We start from the raw sequence: 17,173 nt of genomic DNA on the forward strand, positions 1-17,173 counted from the left end.
ATGCAGGGCGAGAGAAGCGACGGACCGCGTTCGGTCAACGTGGAGTTCGACGGCGGGTTGGCCGTCCTGACCATCGACCGGCCGCATGCGCGCAATGCCATTTCGCTGGACACGATGGACCAACTGAACGCCGCGCTGGACACCGTGGCAGAGGCCCGGGTGCTAGTGATCAAGGGCGCGGGCGACCGCGCCTTCGTGTCCGGCGGGGACCTCAAGGAACTGGCCGCAATCACCACTCACGACGAGGCCGCTGAGATGGCGTGGCGGATGCGCGGCATCTGCGATCGGCTGGTAAATCTTCCCGGCCCGGTGATCGCCGCCCTCAACGGGCACACCCTCGGCGGGGGCGCGGAGTTCGCCACCGCGGCCGACATCCGGCTGGCGGCCGACGACATCAAGATCGGCTTCAACCAGGTGACCCTGCAGATCATGCCGGCGTGGGGCGGCGCCGAACGGCTGGCGGCCCTGGTGGGCACCGGCAGGGCACTGCTGCTCGCGGGTACCGGCGAGATCCTCACCGCCGGCGAGGCCGAGCGAATCGGCTTGGTGGACAAGGTTTTCGAGCGGTCCCACTTCGAGGAAGGCTGGCGCCGGGTGGCCCAGGCGCTGACGGCCGCGCCCGTGCATGACATCAAGCGCGTCGTCCGCGGGTTGCCAGCTGCGGACGCCGTGGATGCCTTCGCCCGACATTGGGTGTCTGACGAGCATTGGGCGGCTGTCGACAACCGCACCAAACCGGTGAAAAGTGTTGACGCAGGACGCTCAGCCTGACGGGAGGCCTCGTGCCTCGTGTGCTGCCAACGGCGCCGACAGCCGGCCCCGTAGCTCTCGCTTCAGGACCTTGCCGTAACTGTTCTTGGGCATCTCGTCGAGGTACAGATAGCGCTTCGGTCGTTTGAATCGTGCGATGCGGTCCAGTAGGTGAGCATCCAGCTCGTCGGCCGGTGCCGAACCGACGATGAACGCGACGACGATCTCACCCCACTCGGGATCCGGCGCACCCACCACGGCAGCCTCTGTGACGTCCGGGTGTGCCAGCAGCACTTCTTCGACCTCCCGCGGGTAGATGTTGCTGCCGCCGCTGATCACCACGTCCTTCGACCGGTCACGCAAGGTCAGGTAGCCGCGGTCGTCGAACGACCCCATGTCCCCGGTGTACAGCCAGCCACCCCGCAACGTCTCGGTGGTGGCCGCTGGGTTGTGCCAATACCCGGACATGACAACGTCTCCGCGGCAGACGATTTCGCCGATCTCACCGGTGGCGGCGCGAGTCCCGTCCTGCCGTAGCACGGCCACCTCGACACCGGAGCGGGCGTAGCCGACCGAGCTGAGGACTGCGTCGTCACCGGATTCGTGGTCGGCGCGGCGCAGGCCCGTGATGGTCATCGGTGCCTCCCCCTGGCCGTACAGCTGCGCGAAGACGGGACCGAAAGCGGCCATCGCCTTCTTCAAGCCGGCGAGGTACATCGGCCCGCCGCCGTAGATGACGGTGCGCAGGTTGCGCGGCCGGGCCCGGCCGGTGTCGACCAGACGGGCCACCATGGTCGGCGCCAGGAACGCAGTGCTGCCGGGGTGGTGGTCACAGAGGTCGAGGAACTCGTCCGGGTCGAACGCAGCGGACTCGGGTACGACCTGGCGCGCACCCCGCAATACGTATGGCGGGATGTAGAGCCCAGAACCGTGTGACATCGGTGCCCCGTGCAGGAGACTGCAGTTCTCGTCGGGGTCGTCGAGATCAGCCAGGTGCGCCAGCGTCATGGACATCAGGTTGCGATGGGACAGCATCGCGCCTTTGGAGCGGCCGGTGGTGCCGCTCGTGTAGAACAGCCACGCCAGCGCTGACGGATCGTCGTCGGGCAGATCGACGGGCGGTGCGGCCAGCCGCTGCGAATACTGTTTGTTACCAAAGACTTCGGCAGAACGCTCGAGGCGGGCCGCAATGGTCGGTGACGCGAAGACCAGAGACGCGCCGCTGTCATCGAGGATCTGCGCCATCTCGCGGGCGTGCAGTTTGTAGTTGATCGGAACCGCGACACATCGGGCGGCCCAAATCGCGAACAACAGCTCGACGATCTCGGGGCGGTTCTCGCTGGCGATCGCAATTCTTGCCCCGGGTGCGCCGAAGCCGGCGGCCAGGCGTAAGGCGCGCTCCCGCAGCTCCTTCCACGTATGCAGTTGGGTCTGCCCGCGATACACCGCACCGCGGTCACCGAAGCGGGTGGCAGCAGAGTCGAGCGCGGCGAACATGTTCACCGCGCGATCCACTCCGAGTCCAAAGCGTGGTCCGACAAATACTTGGTCGAACTCCACCCGCCGTCGACGACAATGGTCTGGCCGTTGATGAAACTGCCCGCCTCCGAACACAGGAACGCCACGGTGCCGGCGATGTCCTCGACCCGACCGAGCCGTTGGTGCGGTGTCATCTCCACGTTGATCTTGCGGAATCGCTCGTCGTCCAATCGGTGCGCGACCATCGGCGTCATCGTGACCCCGGGCGCCACGGCGTTACAACGGATTCCGTGCGCACCGTACTGACATGCGATGTGTGTGGTCAGCGCCGTCAGCCCGCCTTTGGCCGCCGAATACGCGCCGCCGCGCAGCCCACCGACGACAGCGAACGTCGAGGTGACGTTGATGATCGCCGACCCCGGCGCCAGGTGCGCGATGACCTCGCGGGCCAGCCGGAACGGCGCGCGCAGCATCAGACCGAGCGCGTCGTCCAGTGCTTCGTCATCGGTTTCGTGCAGCGGCTTCGGGCTGCCGACCCCGGCATTGTTCACCAGGAAGTCGATGCGTCCCCACCGGCTGAGCGTGGCCTCGACGATGCGGGACGGCGCGTCGTCGTCGGTGAGGTTCACCGCGAGAGTGGCGATGCGCTCCGGTTTGCTCTGTCGCAATTCCGCCAGACGCGATTCATCCCGTCCGGTACCCAGCACGGCCATGCCGGCCTCGGCCAGCATTGTCGCGCAACCGAATCCGATTCCGCTGCTGGCACCCGTGACTATCGCTACCCGCATGTCAGCCTCGCTCTGATCTGGTGCTTGAGGACCTTGCCCGCATCGTTCTTCGGCAGCGCGTCCCATGTCTCGACCTGCTCGGGAATCTTGAACCGGGCAATGCCCTTGTCCGAGAGAAAGGTTCGCAGGTCGGCGATCCCGGGTCGCCACCCCGCCGCGGGCACGACGACGGCGCACGCCCGCTCCCCCGTCCGCGCGTCGGGCAACCCTACGATGGCGATCTCCGCTATTCCCGGGTGGCCGATCAAGATGTCCTCGACCTCCTTGGGCGCGATGTTTTCGCCATTGCGGACGATGATGTCCTTGGCCCGTCCGGTCACCACCAGGTAGTCCCCGTTCCACCGGCCGAGGTCACCAGTACGGAAATACCCCTCTTCGTCATGGGATTCGTCGTGTGCGTCACGGTAGCCGATGAGCATCTGGGGACCCCGGACCCGGATCTCATCGTCGACCAGCCTGATGTCGGCGATACCCGCACAGCCGTCGGTGTCTGCAGCAGCATCGGCATCATCGAGCGCGCCTACGGTGGTGACCGGAACTTCCGTGGACCCGTAGACGCGACTGACCCCGGCGCGCTCGAAATATGCGGTGGCCCTGCGGATCAGCGAAGGTGGCACGGACGCGCCGCCGCAGATGAAGACCAACAGATCAGGCAGGCGTGTGTCGGCACGTTCAGCGGCGTCCAGAATCTGCTCGAGGAACGGCGTCGCACCGGCGATGTGGGTACACCGTTCCGCGACCATCAGGGCCACCGCAGCATCGGCATCCCACCGATCCATGAGAACCGCGGTGGTGCCGAGCAGCAGCGGGCACTCGAACGCGTAGATGGAGCCGCCGATGTGGGCGATCGGTGAGGGCACCAGAAATGTGTCGCCAGGCTTGATCAGCCAGTGGTCACGGAGCTGCCCGATCAGCGCAGCGATCGAGTTATGACTGTGCAGAACGCCTTTCGCGCGTCCGCTGGTGCCCGAGGTGTAGAGCAGCACGGCAGGGTCGTCGGGTGAGACCACCGGACAGTCGCGGGGCGTCGCACCTGTCGGCAGCGCTCCGTCGCGCACCACGACGATCTCCGGCGGGGCCTCCATCATCGCCGTCACACGGGCCAGCATCGCGGCGTAGTCGTGACCGCGAAACTCACTGGGGATGAAGATCATCCGGCAGCCCGCATCGGTCAGGATGAAGGACAACTCGTGGTCGCGCAACGACGGCAGGATCGGATTCACCACCATGCCGGCGAGCAGCGCCCCGAGGTAGACGACGGCGGCCTCGGACCAGTTCGGCAGCATGAACGACACGACGCTGCCGGTCGGCAGCCGCGCCGAAAGGTGAGCAGCCAGCGCGCAGGCATCGTCGTACAGTGTGGCGCCATCGACGCGGTGCGCGCCGTCGACCAGCACGGTGCGGTTGTCGCCCGCGAGTTCGCGGAGACCATCGAGGATTGTGCGCATCACCGCCTCAGCTCTTGACCCGCCGCATCGTCATCGAATGCCGGTACCGCGCCGCTGGATGGGTGTTGACGGTGACCTGCGCGACGTCGCCGTCCGACGTCCGGTAGGTGCGCCGCATCTGCAGAGCGGCCGTACCCGCATCCACCTTCAGCTCCGCGGCCAGGCCCGGTGAGACGAGCACCGCCGAAATCTCCTGGTGCACTTCGGCAATACTGACCCCGAACAGATCCTCGATCAGCGGGAAGATCGGACCCGAATGCCGGTGCAGCAACCTGCCCACGGCTGCGAACTCGCGGCTGATGTAGTACTCGGTGCGGCAGATGGGCGCACTGTTTCCGCTGCGAAAGCCGTCGACCGCCAGCCATTGCGAACCGGCCACGAGGCCCGTCCGGTCCTCGAGATCGGCGCCGATGGTGACCATGGCGGTAGACACGATCTCGAACTGCGCACCCTCGGCGAAGGCGAGCAGATCGTCGATTGACATCACGTCCTGGGCATACGTGTTCGCCGTGGATCGCGGCACGACCAGGGTCCCGGCGCGCGGCTTCGACTCGACCAGGTTGTCGTCCCGCAGGCGGCGCAGCGCTTCCCGAACGGTGTAGCGGGACACGGCGAATCGCTCGCAGAGTTCGTGTTCGGTAGGCAGCTGGGAGCCGACCGGGTAAACGCCGTCGACGATCTCCTTGCGCAGGGTGCGCGCCACCTGTAGATAGCGGTGTTCGGTGGTGGGTGCGGTCATGGGTGTTCCGGACGCAGAGCCAGCACGCTGCCGTCGCCGTCTGCCGAGACGTAGAGCGTGCCGTCGGGTCCGATGGCGATGCCCGCGAACGGGCCCTGCGGCCCGGAGAACGGCGGCAACCCTTTGAGAGGTTTCGGCTCGACACCGGGCGGCGAGCCGATAGGCAAGTCCGCCGCAATTGTGGTGCGGGCCTTGTTGCTCAAGCCGAACACGACAGCCTCCTTGGTGCCCGCATCGACGATGTAGAGCCGGCTACCGGCAACCGCAATGCCCTGTGGACACCCAAGCCCGTCGACAACGACATCGACGGTCGAGCCCTTCACTTTCACGATCCGGCCGGCTGCCGACTCCGCGACCAGCACGCCGCCGTCGGGTGCGATCGCCACCCCCACCGGGTCGAGCAGCCCGATGGCGAGCACCTCGACCGCCCCGGCAGCGACAGCCAGCACGCGACCAGTACCGAGTTCGGCGACCACCACGGCATCGCCGTCGACCGCCACCCCGTACAGCTGGTCGAATCCGTCTGCCAATACCTTGGTTTCGGCGCGCTCGGGCGCATACCTGCTGATCTGACCGCCCGAGGTGGTGACCACGAACTCCCCGGCACCGCACGGAGCCAGACCCCGCACGAACCCGGGGTACCCCGGCGAGAAGAGCATCGCGACCGTTTGCAGTGCGCCGTCGGCGCCCACGGTATAGAGGTAGGTGCCGTCGGCGACGTACAGTTGGCCGTCAGTGCCGACAGCGAGGTCCAGCGGCCAATTCAACCCGCCCGGCAGCAGCGCGCGGGTCCCGCCGTCGGTGAGGATCTCTGTGATCTCGCCGGTGAAATTCGAAGCGAACAAACGCTTCCCGACGAAGGTCAGGTTGTCGAGTCCGGGCGTCAGCTGCGCCAGCACCCGCTGCTCACCACTACGTGGGTCGATGCGAAGAACTTGTCCGGTGGCCACCTGCGTCGAGACGAGGAAGCCTTCGGCATCGAATTTGACGGCGTCGGGCACGCCGAGATCGCCCGCAACCCGCTGCGGTGCACCACCATTCGGATCGACCCGCCAGATCTCGTTGGCGGTCAACAACGGGAAGTACAGCATCCCGTCCGGCCCGACCTCCATCGCGTTCGGTGACGGGAGGTTCTCCAGCAGGACCCGCGTCACTCCCCCGCCCGGATCGAGTTCCAGGAGCCGCCCACCGTCACGGCATTCGTTGACGAACAAGCGGTCCTGATGCACGGTGATGCCGTTGGCGCTGGGGAGGTCGTCCCGGAGCACCCGGGATCGGCCGGCGGTGTCGCGCACACTGACCCGGCCGTCCATCACCTCGGTGGCATACAGGTTCCCGGCGCCGTCGAACGCGATGTCGTCGGGCGCGATGATGTCACCGCCCTTGGCGGCCACCGTCTCGAGCGCTCCGCTGACCGGGTCCAGCGCGCTGATCTGGCTGCCGGTCACCTGTGCGACATAGATGCGCCCGTCGGGACCGGTGCGCAATCCGTTCGCGCCGAACAGCCGGCTCGGCGCGGTCACCCGCTCGAGACGCCAGCCCTGCGCAACGCTCGGATTGGTCGCGATGTAGCGGCTCATGAGGGGCGACGCTATCAAGCCACAGTAGTCCAGACAATAGGGCGACACCGCCTCCCAGAAACCCTTGACTAGCGGATTCTCCCTGCGGAATAGTGTTCTCCAATATGCAGAACAAGCTATGTTGTCCGGACAATTAGCATGTCGGTCACCAGACTGTTGAGAATGGACGGTCGCGTCGTCGTCGTCTCCGGCGCGGGCGGTGGTGGCATCGGCACCACCATCACCCGGATGGCCGCAGAATCAGGAGCGACGGTGATCGCCGTCAGCCGTTCCCAGGCGAATCTCGACCAGCATGTCGCGCCGCTCACGGCCGCCGGACTCGCCGTCATCCCTGTCGCGGCCGACGCGTCGACCGACGAAGGCATCGCCGCGGTCATCGACCAGGTGCGCAATACCGACGGCGCACTGCACGGCCTGGTGAATGTCGCGGGCGGCGCCGAGCCGAGCACCTGGATGCCGTCGACGCGGGTGACCCGCGACGACTGGCGGGCCCTCTTCACCCGCAATCTGGAAACGGCGTTCTTCATGAGCCAGGCCGTGGCCAACGAGCTACGGGCGGCACGGCGTCCCGGATCGATCGTCTCGATCTCGTCGGTCAGCGGCATGAACACCGCGCCCTTTCACATCGCGTACGGCACGGCGAAGGCGGCCGTCGTCGCCATGACCCGCACCATGGCCGTCGAGCTCGCGGCCGACGGCATCCGGGTCAATGCCGTCGCCCCCGGGGTCACTCAGACGGCAGCCTCGGCAACGTATGTCGACGACGATCCGGACCGCGATCGTCAGGCCATCGCGATGGGCCGCCGCGGAAACCCCGACGAGCAGGCCGGCGCAATCCTCTTTTTGTTGTCGGACCTGTCGAGCTACGTCACCGGTCAGACGCTTCTCGTCGACGGCGGCCTCAATCTCAAGTGGAGTCACCTCGGCGCCGACCACACCTCGCTGTTCCTGAAAGACGAGTCCTTCCGCACGACGATCAAGGAGATGTGATGGAGGAACTTTCGCAGCCGACGACCATCGGCGTCGAAGCCTACGTCAGCCCCGAGTACGCCCGTGCCGAGCGGGATCGGTTGTGGCGCAGGGTATGGCAACAAGTCGGACGTGTCGAGGAACTGCCGGACATCGGCAGCTACCTGACCTATGACATCCTCGACGACTCGATCATCGTGGTGCGGACAGGGGCCGGCACGACGGCTGAGAATTTCCGGGCCCACCACAACGTCTGCATGCATCGCGGACGCCGCCTGGTCGACACCCCGGACGGCGCGAAGAACGCCCGCGGACGCAGCCACAAGAGCTTCGTATGCGGATTCCATGGTTGGACATACGGACTCGACGGCGCCTGCACCCACATCCGCGAAGAAGATGACTGGCAGGGTGTGCTGACGCCTCAGAACACGCACCTGACGCCTGTGCGCGTCGAGTGTTGGGGCGGCTGGCTTTTCATCAACATGGACAACGACTGTGAACCGTTGGCGGACTACCTCTTTCCGGCCGCCAAAATCCTCGACCCGTTCCGGCTGGACAACATGCGTTACAAGTGGCGCAAGTGGCTGAACTTCGACTGCAACTGGAAAGTCGCGATGGAGGCCTTCAACGAGACCTACCACGTGTTCACCACCCATCCGGAATTCAATAGGTTCGGCGACTTCAAGGGCTGGGCGAAGGCGCAGGGACGGCACAGCAACATCGGCTACGACGCGCCCAAGGGTCTCGACGAAACCAAGTCGAAGATCCGGCTCGGGATCGGGGACCCGCGCATCTCGACCGCCGAAATGCAGGTCTACACAATGGAAGAGACCAACGCGACCACGACGCAGACGCTTGTGGACGCCGCCAAGCGCCTGGTCGACGAATTACCGGAGGACACCCCGGCGGACAAAGTGCTCGAGCATTGGCTGTCCTCGGCCCGCCGCGATGACGAGGCGCGTGGGGTCATCTGGCCGACCATCCCCGCAGACATGCTGGGCCAGAGCGGAACGGCGTGGCAACTGTTCCCGAACTTCCAGATCGGCCAGGGGCTGACGAGCGCGCTGTGCTACACCGCCCGGCCGGACCCGACCTACGACCCGAACAAGTGCATCTTCGAAGTCGCGGTGTTCGAGCTGTACCCGAATGGTCAAGAGCCGCAGACGGAATGGGAGTACACCCCGAAAGACAGCCCGAATTGGCTATCGGTGCTGCCACAGGACTTCTCCAATATGGCGGCGGTGCAGCAGGGCATGAAATCGGCCGGCTTCCCCGGCACGAAGCCCAATCCCTACCGCGAACGCAGCACCGTGAATCTGCACCACCAACTCTCGAAGTACATGGGCACGGGCGAACCACAGGAGTTGCGATGAACGGGCCGTGCGGTCCCACCCAGACGCCCGACGTCGACATCGACGCGATGCGGGCGAAGTACGCGCAGGAGCGCGCGAAGCGCGTCCGCCCCGAGGGCTCGGCCCAATATCTGGAAGCCGCTGGGGATTACGCCGATTTCTCCGACCACGATCCGCACACCCCGGTGACGCCACGGGCGCCGATCGACGCGGACCTCGAGGTGGTGATCCTGGGCGGTGGCATCGCCGGGCTACTGGCAGGTGCCTACCTGAGGAAGGCCGGCGTCGAGGACCTACACGTCATCGAGGCGGCCGGCGACTTCGGCGGGGTCTGGTACTGGAACCGCTTCCCCGGAATCCAATGCGACAACGACGCCTACTGTTACATCCCGCTGCTCGAAGAGCTGGATTTCATGCCGTCGAAGAAGTTCGCCGACGGCGCCGAAATCCTTGCGCACTGCCAGAACATCGGGAAGCACTTCGGTCTCTACGACGGCGCCACCTTCTCGACCCAGGTGCGCACCGTGCGTTGGAGCGAGGGCATCAAGCGGTGGCGGCTGACCACGAATCGTGGCGACGACATCCGTGCTCGCTTCGTCGTCATGACGCAGGGCGCCTACAACAGACCGAAGCTACCCGGCATCCCCGGTATCAACGACTACCGAGATGCCGGCGGGCACGTCTTCCATTCCGCGCGTTGGGATTACGACTACACCGGGGGCGACGCGAGCGGCGGACTGCACAAGCTCGCCGACAAGCGCGTCGCCCTCGTCGGCACCGGCGCGACGGGTGTGCAGCTGGTCCCGCACCTCGGCCGGGATGCCCAGCACCTCTACGTCTTCCAGCGCACGCCGTCGTCGGTCGACTTCCGCGGCAACGAACCCACCGATCCGGTATGGGCGCGGGCGCTGCAGCCGGGCTGGCAGGCCGAACGTAAGCGCAACTTCCACCGGTGGTCGCCGTTCGAGGGCGTGGTGTTCGATGCCGCCGACCAGGTCTGCGATTTCTGGACCGAGCTCGGCCGTAATCTGACGGCCCGCATCGCGGCGAGTCCCGATCCCACCGCCCTGGGCGTCGAACAGATCATGGCGATGCGGGAGGAAGAGGACTACAAGATCATGGAGCGGCTGCGCCGCCGGATCGCCGACGTGGTCGACGACCCCGATACCGCGGAGGCGCTCAAGCCGTACTACCGATTCATGTGCAAGCGGCCGACGTCGAGCGACGAGTACCTCCCCGCCTTCAACCGCACCAATGTCACGCTGGTCGACGTCTCGGCATCACAGGGTGTGGAACGACTCACCCGGGCCGGCATTGTCGCGGGTGGGGTTGAGTACGAGGTGGATTGCGTCATCTTCGCCAGCGGCTTCGAGATCTCCACCGAGATCAGCCGCCGCTACGCGATGGATGCGATCGAGGGCCGCGACGGGGTATCGCTGTTCGACCATTGGCGCGACAGCTTCCAGACGCTGCACGGGATGACGAGCCGCGGTTTCCCCAATCAGTTCCACACCGGCTTCATCCAGGGCGGCGTGTCAGCCAATACCACCGCGATGTTCGAGCAGCAGGCCGAGCACATCGCCTACATCATCGCCGAGGCCATCAGACGCGGCGCCGTCACCGTCGAACCCAGCCAGGAGGGCCAGGACGCGTGGGTGGCCACCATCCGGGAGTTCGCCTTCGACAACTCGGCGTTCGACAACAGTTGTACGCCCGGCTATTACAACAACGAGGGCCGCGGTTTCGGCGACGCGACGCGCTCATTTCTCGGCGAGGTCTACACGCCCGGTTTCTATGCGTTCGACGACCTGCTGAAGGCATGGCGGGACACCGGCGACCTTGACGGCCTGGTGCTGGGAAATTAGATGTCCGACTTGAGATTCGAGGGCCGCGTCGCCGTCGTCACCGGCGCTGGGCGGGGACTGGGACGCTCATACGCCCTGCTGCTCGCCTCGCGTGGCGCCCGCGTGGTGGTCAACGACTCCGGCGGGACCTTGTCCGGCGACGGAGTGAACGCGGGACCGGCCCATGATGTCGTCCAGGAGATCATCGCCGCGGGCGGCCAGGCCATCGCGAGCACCGATTCGGTGGCCACCCCGGCCGGCGGGCAGGCGATCATCGATACCGCGCTGGCGCACTACGGAAACCTCGACATCCTGATCCACAATGCCGGTAACGTCCGCCGGGCACCGCTGCGGGACATGACGCCCGACGATTTCGACGCGGTCCTCGACGTCCACCTGCGCGGCGCCTTTCACGTGGTACGAGCGGTGTTTCCGGTGATGTGCGACGCGGGCTACGGCCGCATCGTGCTGACCTCGTCGATCGGCGGGCTCTACGGCAACCACCAGGTCGCGAATTACGCCGCCGCCAAGGCCGGCGTGATCGGCTTGTCGAATGTCGTTGCACTCGAGGGCGCTTCGGCAGGATTGACCTGCAACGTCGTCGTCCCGGCAGCTGTCACGAGGATGGCCGCGGACATCGACACGTCGTCCTATCCCCCGATGTCACCCGAGCTGGTGGCCCCGGTCGTCGGCTGGCTGGCCCACGAAACCTGTACGGTCACCGGCGAAATCTACGCCGCGCTGGCCGGCCGGGTCGCTCGGGTCGTCGTCGCGGAAACACCCGGGGTGTACCGGCCATCGTGGTCCATCGAGGACGTGGCCGCACAATCGGCCGCGATCCGGGACGCCACGGCACCGGTGAACTTCCCCGTGGTCCCCGACGGACACGGCGACCACATCCGCTACAGCTTCGCGATGGCCGCTCATGGCTAGCGGGCCGGCCCGTGGACCTCTGCACGGGGTCCGCGTCATCGACCTGACGGCGATGGTGATGGGGCCCTACTGCACGCAGATCATGGCCGACATGGGTGCCGACGTCATCAAGGTCGAGCCCCCGCAAGGCGACGACACGCGTTTCATCTCGGTGGGCCCGGCGCCCGGCATGAGCGGGGTGTTCGTCAACGTGAACCGCGGCAAGCGCAGCGTGGTGCTGGACCTGCGCACCGATACCGGCCGCCGAGCACTGAAAGCCTTGTGTGAGAAGGCCGACGTGTTCATCCATTCGATGCGCGCCAAGGCCATCACCCGGCTGGGATTCGGGTACGACGACGTGGCGGCGCTCAACCCGCGCGTCGTGTACACCAACTGCTACGGATACGGTCGCCGCGGACCGGACCACGACCGGCCCGCATACGACGACACCATCCAGGCCGAGTGCGGGCTGCCTGCCGTTCAGGCGCAACTCACCGGGCAAGCGGACTACGTCGGCACCATCATGGCGGACAAGATCGCCGGGCTCACCGCGCTCTACGCCACCACCATGGCGCTGTTCCACCGCGAACGCACCGGCGAGGGACAAGAGGTCGAGGTCGCGATGTTCGAGACCATGGCCTCGTTCATGCTCGTCGAACACGCCAACGGCGCGATGTTCGACCCGCCCCTCGGTCCCGCCGTGTACCCGCGCACCGTGGCGCCCAACCGCCGTCCCTACCGCACCAGCGACGGGGAGATCGCCGCCCTGATCTACAACGACCGGCACTGGGCCGCATTCATCGATGCGGTGCAACCGCCGTGGGCCGGCGACCAGTACGCCACGCTGGAACAACGCGCCCGCACCATCGACACCGTGTACGGGCTGGTCGCCGAGACCATGAAGCAACGCACGACCGACGAATGGCTGGCCCTGTTCCGCACTTTGGAGATCCCCGCGGCGCCGCTGAACACCCCCGACGCGTTGTTCGACGACCCCCATCTCAATGCCGTCGGCCTGTTCGAAACGGTGGACACCCCGCACGGCCCGGTGCGCTTTCCCGGAGTGCCGACGTGGTTCTCCCGGACGCCCGGCCACGTCGCCGGCCCGGCACCGATGCTGGGCGCCGATACCGACGAGGTGTTGAGCGAACTGTGAGCAGCCGACGATGACCATGGACTTCGAGATGGGCGCGGACGCCACGACGTTGCGCCGTCAACTGCGCGATCTGGTGAACGAGTATGTGCCGGAGGACTTTCTGGGCGCCTTCACCGACGATCCGGCGGAACTTGCGGTGGCGCAGCGGTTCTGCCGCGTCCTCGCCGAGCGCGAGCTGCTGTGCCTGGCCTGGCCCGAGGAGTTCGGCGGTCGAGGCGCATCGGTATGGGAGCAGACCGTCGTGCGCGAGGAGATGTGGGCACATCACGAGCCGCGGGGCGCCCAGTACATGGGCGTCAACTGGGTCGGCCCCATCATCATGCGCCACGGCACGCGGGAGCAACAGCGCACGCATCTGCCGCCCATCGCGCGTGGCGAGGTGATCTGGTGCCAAGGTTTCTCGGAGCCGGAAGCGGGATCGGACCTCGCGTCGCTGCGCACCACCGCACGTCCTGACGGTGACGGCTGGCGAATCACCGGTCAGAAGATCTGGACCTCCTACGCCACCATGGCGCAGTGGTGCTTCCTGCTCGCGCGAACCTCACGCCAGGAGAAAAAGCAGCAAGGTCTCACGATTTTCCTTGTCCCGATGGATGATCCGGCGATCCAGGTCCGGCCCATCCGCACCATGCTCGGTCCGCACCACCTCAACGAGGTGTTCATCGACGAGCTGCGAGTCACGCCGGCCGACGTGCTCGGCACGGTGGATCAGGGCTGGTCGATCGTGCAGGACGTGATGGCGTTCGAACGGGTCGGCATCGCCCGCTATGCGCGGTGCGAACGGCTGCTGGCCGCGGCGCCGACGGCACTGGGTGACCGGTGGCAGGCACTGCCGGATGAGTTGCGCAGCAGGTGGGTACGCATGCTGACGCACTGCCGACGGGCCCGTCTGATGGCGTACCGGGTGGTGGCACTACAGGCCGGCGGGCAGGTACAACCGGGCGACGCGGCGGCCTACCGCATCGCCGTCACCCGGCTGGATCAGGACAGCGCCGAGGTGCTGACCGATCTGGCCGCCGAGGTGACCGACGACAGCGCGTACACCCGGTGGTTCAGAGCCGAGGTGGCAGATCACTGGCGCTACTCACAGGCCTCGACCGTGTCATCCGGAAGTATCGAGATGCAGCGCATCCTGCTGTCCCGGGCATTGCTGGGGGCGCGATGATCCTCGACCTCGGTGAACAGGCCAAAGAATTTGGCCGCCAAGCGCTGCGGGCGTTCGAAGCCGCCGGCGGCGACGCCCTCGTGCAGCAGGCAGAGGCCAAGCCGGAAACCCGCGCGGAGCTCGTCGAAGGTGTGTTGCGGGAACTGGGCACTTGGGATCTGAGCGCACGCTCTGACGCCGACGAGCTGGAGGCGGCTGCCGCGCTGTGCCGCAGCGCGGGATACTGGGCGCTGCCCTATCCGGTGGCTGAAATACTTTCCCGTCCAGTCGATCTCGAGGTCGACGGATTATCGGTCGTGGCCGACGTCAACCCGGCCGCCCCGGTTGCCGGACTCGATGGACGGTGGGCGGCCGTCACCGTCGCCGGCAGCCGTGGCGTAGTGGTCGGACCCGGGCCGGCCGGCCCGGGGTTCGTGGCCCCGCTCGAGCTGTCGGCCGTCGACGACCGCGGCGCCGCCGATGTCGCGCTCGCTCTGGTCCTGCCATGCTGGACGCTGCTGGGGATGCTGGACCGCGCGATGGAACTCACCGTCGCGCACGTCACGATGCGCAAGCAGTTCGGCGCTCACCTCTCGTCGTTCCAGGGCGTGCAGTTCCAGCTGACCGACGCCGAGGTGGAACGCAGCGGGCTGGACATCCTGGCCAAACACGCGTTGTGGAGTGTCGGCACCGACCGGCCGGAAACCACCAATGATGCGTTGGCGCTGCGGATGTCGGCCATCGAAGCTGCTGATGTCGTGTTCCGCGTGTGCCACCAGTTGCACGGCGCCGTCGGCTTCTGCGACGAGACCACCCTCTCATGGCTGTCGCGGTACAGCCAGCCGCTGCGCCGGCTGCCGCTGGGGCTCTCCGCGACGAAAGCCGAACTGACTCGGAGAATGTCGTGACCGCCGGCTTCCGCGAACACGTACGCGCCTGGTGCGACGAGCATGTCCCCCACGACTGGCGAAGCACCCAAACCGGCGTCCCGGAAACGGAATTCGTGCGCTTTCAGAAAGCATGGTTCGCGGAGCTGCATGCCGCGGGGTTCGCCGTTCCGCACTGGCCTCGCGAATGGGGCGGCGGCATGAGCGTGGCCGACCAGATCGTGCTGTACCAGGAGCTGGCTGCACACGACGCACCCCGGCTCGTCCTGGCGTTCGTCGGCATCCACCACGCCGCGGCCACCCTCCTGGCGGCGGGCACCGAAGCCCAACGGCAGCAGCACCTTCCGGCCATCCTCGACGGTGAAATATGGGTGCAGGGCTTCTCCGAGCCGGAGGCCGGCTCGGACCTGGCGAGCCTGCGGACCTCGGCCCGCCGTTCCGGTGACTCATACGTCGTCAACGGTCAGAAGCTGTGGGCCAGTGGCGGCGCGCACGCCGACTGGTGCCTGCTACTGGCCCGCACCGATCCGGATGCCCCGAAACGCAAGGGCATCTCGTACTTCCTGCTCGACATGCGCAGCCCGGGAGTCGACGTCCGCCCGATCCGCAACGCGATGGGTGACTCACACTTCTGCGAGATCTTCCTGACCGATGTGGTCGTTCCGGCGGCGAATCTCGTCGGCGCGGAAAACGCCGGATGGCAGGTGGCGCAGTCGACGTTGGGCGCCGAGCGCGGCCTGACCATGCTGGAACTCTCGGAGCGCCTGGCTCACACCGGTTTTCGGCGACTGGTCGAGACCTGCCCGGCCGACGATCCGGTGATCGCCGACCGGCTCGCTCAGCTGGAGATCGAGATCACCGGCCTGCGCGGCCTCTGCCGCCGGTTGGTGGAGAACGTGGCTGACGAAACAGCCGGCTCGACCAATCCCGCCGACGCGTCGATCGTCAAGCTGTTCTACAGCGAATTGCTGCAACGCCTCACCGATTTCGGCGTCGAAGCCGGCGGTCTGGACGTCCACACCGATCTGGCGAAGCCGATGTCGAGTGGCTGGGAGTCGGGCTCGTGGCTACTGGACTTCATCGGGTCATGGGAGTGGACCATTCCCGGCGGGACCAGCGAGATTCAGCGCACCATCATCGGCGAGCGGGGACTCGGCCTGCCACGAGAGCTGAGTCCGCCGTGACCGATTTCACCGAGTTCCATGACGAGCTGCGGTCGGTGGCCGGCGATCTGCTGGCCAGGGGCAACAACGTCGAGTGGCCGTCCCTCGTCGCGGCCGGCTGGGTCGGACTCGAGGTGCCCGAAGAGTTCGGTGGTGCCGGGACGACGTTCGCCGAAGCGGCCATAGTCTGCGAGGAACTGGGCCGGGCCGCCGGCGCCACCAGTTTTCTCGGCAGTGCGGTGCTGACAGTCGGTGCCCTGAACATGCTGGCGCCCAGCGGTCTTCGCGACGAGCTGCTCACGGGCGTGGCATCTGGCAGCACGCGGCTGGCCCTGGCCATGGACTCGCACGATTTCGTGCCCGACGCCGAAGCCGCCGACCGCATCCTGCTGATATCAGCCGATGGAGTTTCGGTCGTCGACGCACCTGTCGTCCCGCGACCCCTACTCGACGAGTCGCGGCGCCTGGCCACCGTGATCGCCGACGGTGCCGCCGAAACCTTGCACTACGCAGACACTTCCGCTGACCCGATCGGCCTCCTGAGAGATCGGGCCGCAGTGGCGATCGCCGCCGACAGCCTCGGCATCGCCGAGGCGATGCTCGCCGCGACGGTGGGCTACACCAAGGTGCGCCATCAGTTCGGCCGTCCGATCGGATCGTTCCAGGCAGTCAAACATGCGTGCGCCGACATGCTGGTCCAGGTCGAAGTGGCACGTGAACTCGTCCGCGCCGCAGTCGAATCCGTGGTGCGGGGCCGCGCGGACGCCGCCGCTTCGATGGCCAAGGCCTACGCCACCGGCGTGGCCGTCGACATCACGGGCAAGGCCATGCAGCTCCACGGCGGCATCGGCTACACGTGGGAAAGCGGCATCCACGTCTACCTCAAACGCGCCGCACTCAACCGTTCGCTGTACGGCTCTCCCGCAGCACACCGCAGGCAACTGGCCAAGCGCTACCGATAG

15 protein-coding genes are annotated in these 17,173 nt (G+C 66.8%); 10 read left to right on the forward strand and 5 right to left on the reverse strand.

The genetic code is table 11. The features are described 5' to 3' along the window. The gene (locus ACX12F_RS18275; RefSeq protein ID WP_459365912.1) at positions 1–771 is read left to right on the forward strand and encodes an enoyl-CoA hydratase/isomerase family protein; all 771 of its coding nucleotides are present in this window, start codon (positions 1–3) and stop codon (positions 769–771) included. Here the strand turns inward: ACX12F_RS18275 and ACX12F_RS18280 are convergent. Genes ACX12F_RS18280 through ACX12F_RS18300 form a run of 5 tightly spaced genes read right to left on the reverse strand, consistent with a single transcriptional unit; the run spans position 763 to position 6,784 of the window. Further along, positions 763–2,253: an AMP-binding protein gene (locus ACX12F_RS18280; RefSeq protein ID WP_459370418.1), complete on the reverse strand. Its 1,491-nt coding sequence runs from the start codon at positions 2,251–2,253 to the stop codon at positions 763–765. The genes ACX12F_RS18275 and ACX12F_RS18280 overlap by 9 nt on opposite strands. After that, positions 2,250–3,017 carry an SDR family NAD(P)-dependent oxidoreductase gene (locus ACX12F_RS18285; RefSeq protein ID WP_459365913.1) on the reverse strand — a complete coding sequence of 256 codons (768 nt, stop codon included), beginning with the start codon at positions 3,015–3,017 and terminating at the stop codon, positions 2,250–2,252. The genes ACX12F_RS18280 and ACX12F_RS18285 overlap by 4 nt, the downstream gene beginning before the upstream one ends. Continuing rightward, on the reverse strand, positions 3,008–4,465 hold the full coding sequence (locus tag ACX12F_RS18290) for an AMP-binding protein (RefSeq protein WP_459370419.1): 1,458 nt from the start codon (positions 4,463–4,465) through the stop codon (positions 3,008–3,010). The genes ACX12F_RS18285 and ACX12F_RS18290 overlap by 10 nt, the downstream gene beginning before the upstream one ends. 7 nt (positions 4,466–4,472) lie before the next feature. Continuing rightward, positions 4,473–5,204, reverse strand: coding sequence for a GntR family transcriptional regulator (locus ACX12F_RS18295; RefSeq protein WP_459365914.1), 732 nt, complete (start codon positions 5,202–5,204; stop codon positions 4,473–4,475). Then, positions 5,201–6,784: an SMP-30/gluconolactonase/LRE family protein gene (locus ACX12F_RS18300; protein ID WP_459365915.1), complete on the reverse strand. Its 1,584-nt coding sequence runs from the start codon at positions 6,782–6,784 to the stop codon at positions 5,201–5,203. Before ACX12F_RS18300 ends, ACX12F_RS18295 begins: the two co-directional genes overlap by 4 nt. Before the next feature lie 138 nt (positions 6,785–6,922). On the opposite strand from ACX12F_RS18300, the gene ACX12F_RS18305 reads away from it, so the two are divergent. The 9 genes from ACX12F_RS18305 to ACX12F_RS18345 are packed head-to-tail and all read left to right on the forward strand — an operon-like array spanning position 6,923 to position 17,173. Continuing rightward, a complete protein-coding gene (locus ACX12F_RS18305; RefSeq protein ID WP_459365916.1) occupies positions 6,923–7,774 on the forward strand; it encodes an SDR family NAD(P)-dependent oxidoreductase in 852 nt (283 codons plus the stop codon). Further along, entirely contained in the window at positions 7,774–9,126 is a 1,353-nt protein-coding gene (locus tag ACX12F_RS18310; protein WP_459365917.1) for an aromatic ring-hydroxylating oxygenase subunit alpha, read from the forward strand. Before ACX12F_RS18305 ends, ACX12F_RS18310 begins: the two co-directional genes overlap by 1 nt. Further along, complete coding sequence (locus tag ACX12F_RS18315; protein WP_459365918.1) at positions 9,123–10,970, forward strand: flavin-containing monooxygenase; 1,848 nt, start codon at positions 9,123–9,125, stop codon at positions 10,968–10,970. The genes ACX12F_RS18310 and ACX12F_RS18315 overlap by 4 nt, the downstream gene beginning before the upstream one ends. Further along, positions 10,971–11,882: an SDR family NAD(P)-dependent oxidoreductase gene (locus ACX12F_RS18320; RefSeq protein WP_459365919.1), complete on the forward strand. Its 912-nt coding sequence runs from the start codon at positions 10,971–10,973 to the stop codon at positions 11,880–11,882. It begins immediately after the preceding gene. Between the two features lie 19 nt (positions 11,883–11,901). Beyond that, positions 11,902–13,017 carry a CaiB/BaiF CoA transferase family protein gene (locus ACX12F_RS18325; RefSeq protein WP_459370420.1) on the forward strand — a complete coding sequence of 372 codons (1,116 nt, stop codon included), beginning with the start codon at positions 11,902–11,904 and terminating at the stop codon, positions 13,015–13,017. Between the two features lie 16 nt (positions 13,018–13,033). Next, positions 13,034–14,182, forward strand: coding sequence for an acyl-CoA dehydrogenase family protein (locus ACX12F_RS18330; protein ID WP_459370421.1), 1,149 nt, complete (start codon positions 13,034–13,036; stop codon positions 14,180–14,182). Continuing rightward, entirely contained in the window at positions 14,179–15,069 is an 891-nt protein-coding gene (locus tag ACX12F_RS18335) for an acyl-CoA dehydrogenase family protein (protein WP_459365920.1), read from the forward strand. The genes ACX12F_RS18330 and ACX12F_RS18335 overlap by 4 nt, the downstream gene beginning before the upstream one ends. After that, positions 15,066–16,232, forward strand: a complete 1,167-nt coding sequence (locus ACX12F_RS18340) for an acyl-CoA dehydrogenase family protein (RefSeq protein WP_459365921.1) — start codon at positions 15,066–15,068, stop codon at positions 16,230–16,232. The genes ACX12F_RS18335 and ACX12F_RS18340 overlap by 4 nt, the downstream gene beginning before the upstream one ends. Then, the gene (locus tag ACX12F_RS18345; RefSeq protein WP_459365922.1) at positions 16,229–17,173 is read left to right on the forward strand and encodes an acyl-CoA dehydrogenase family protein; all 945 of its coding nucleotides are present in this window, start codon (positions 16,229–16,231) and stop codon (positions 17,171–17,173) included. Before ACX12F_RS18340 ends, ACX12F_RS18345 begins: the two co-directional genes overlap by 4 nt.

This window comes from Mycolicibacterium sp. HS_4_1, assembly GCF_054515875.1.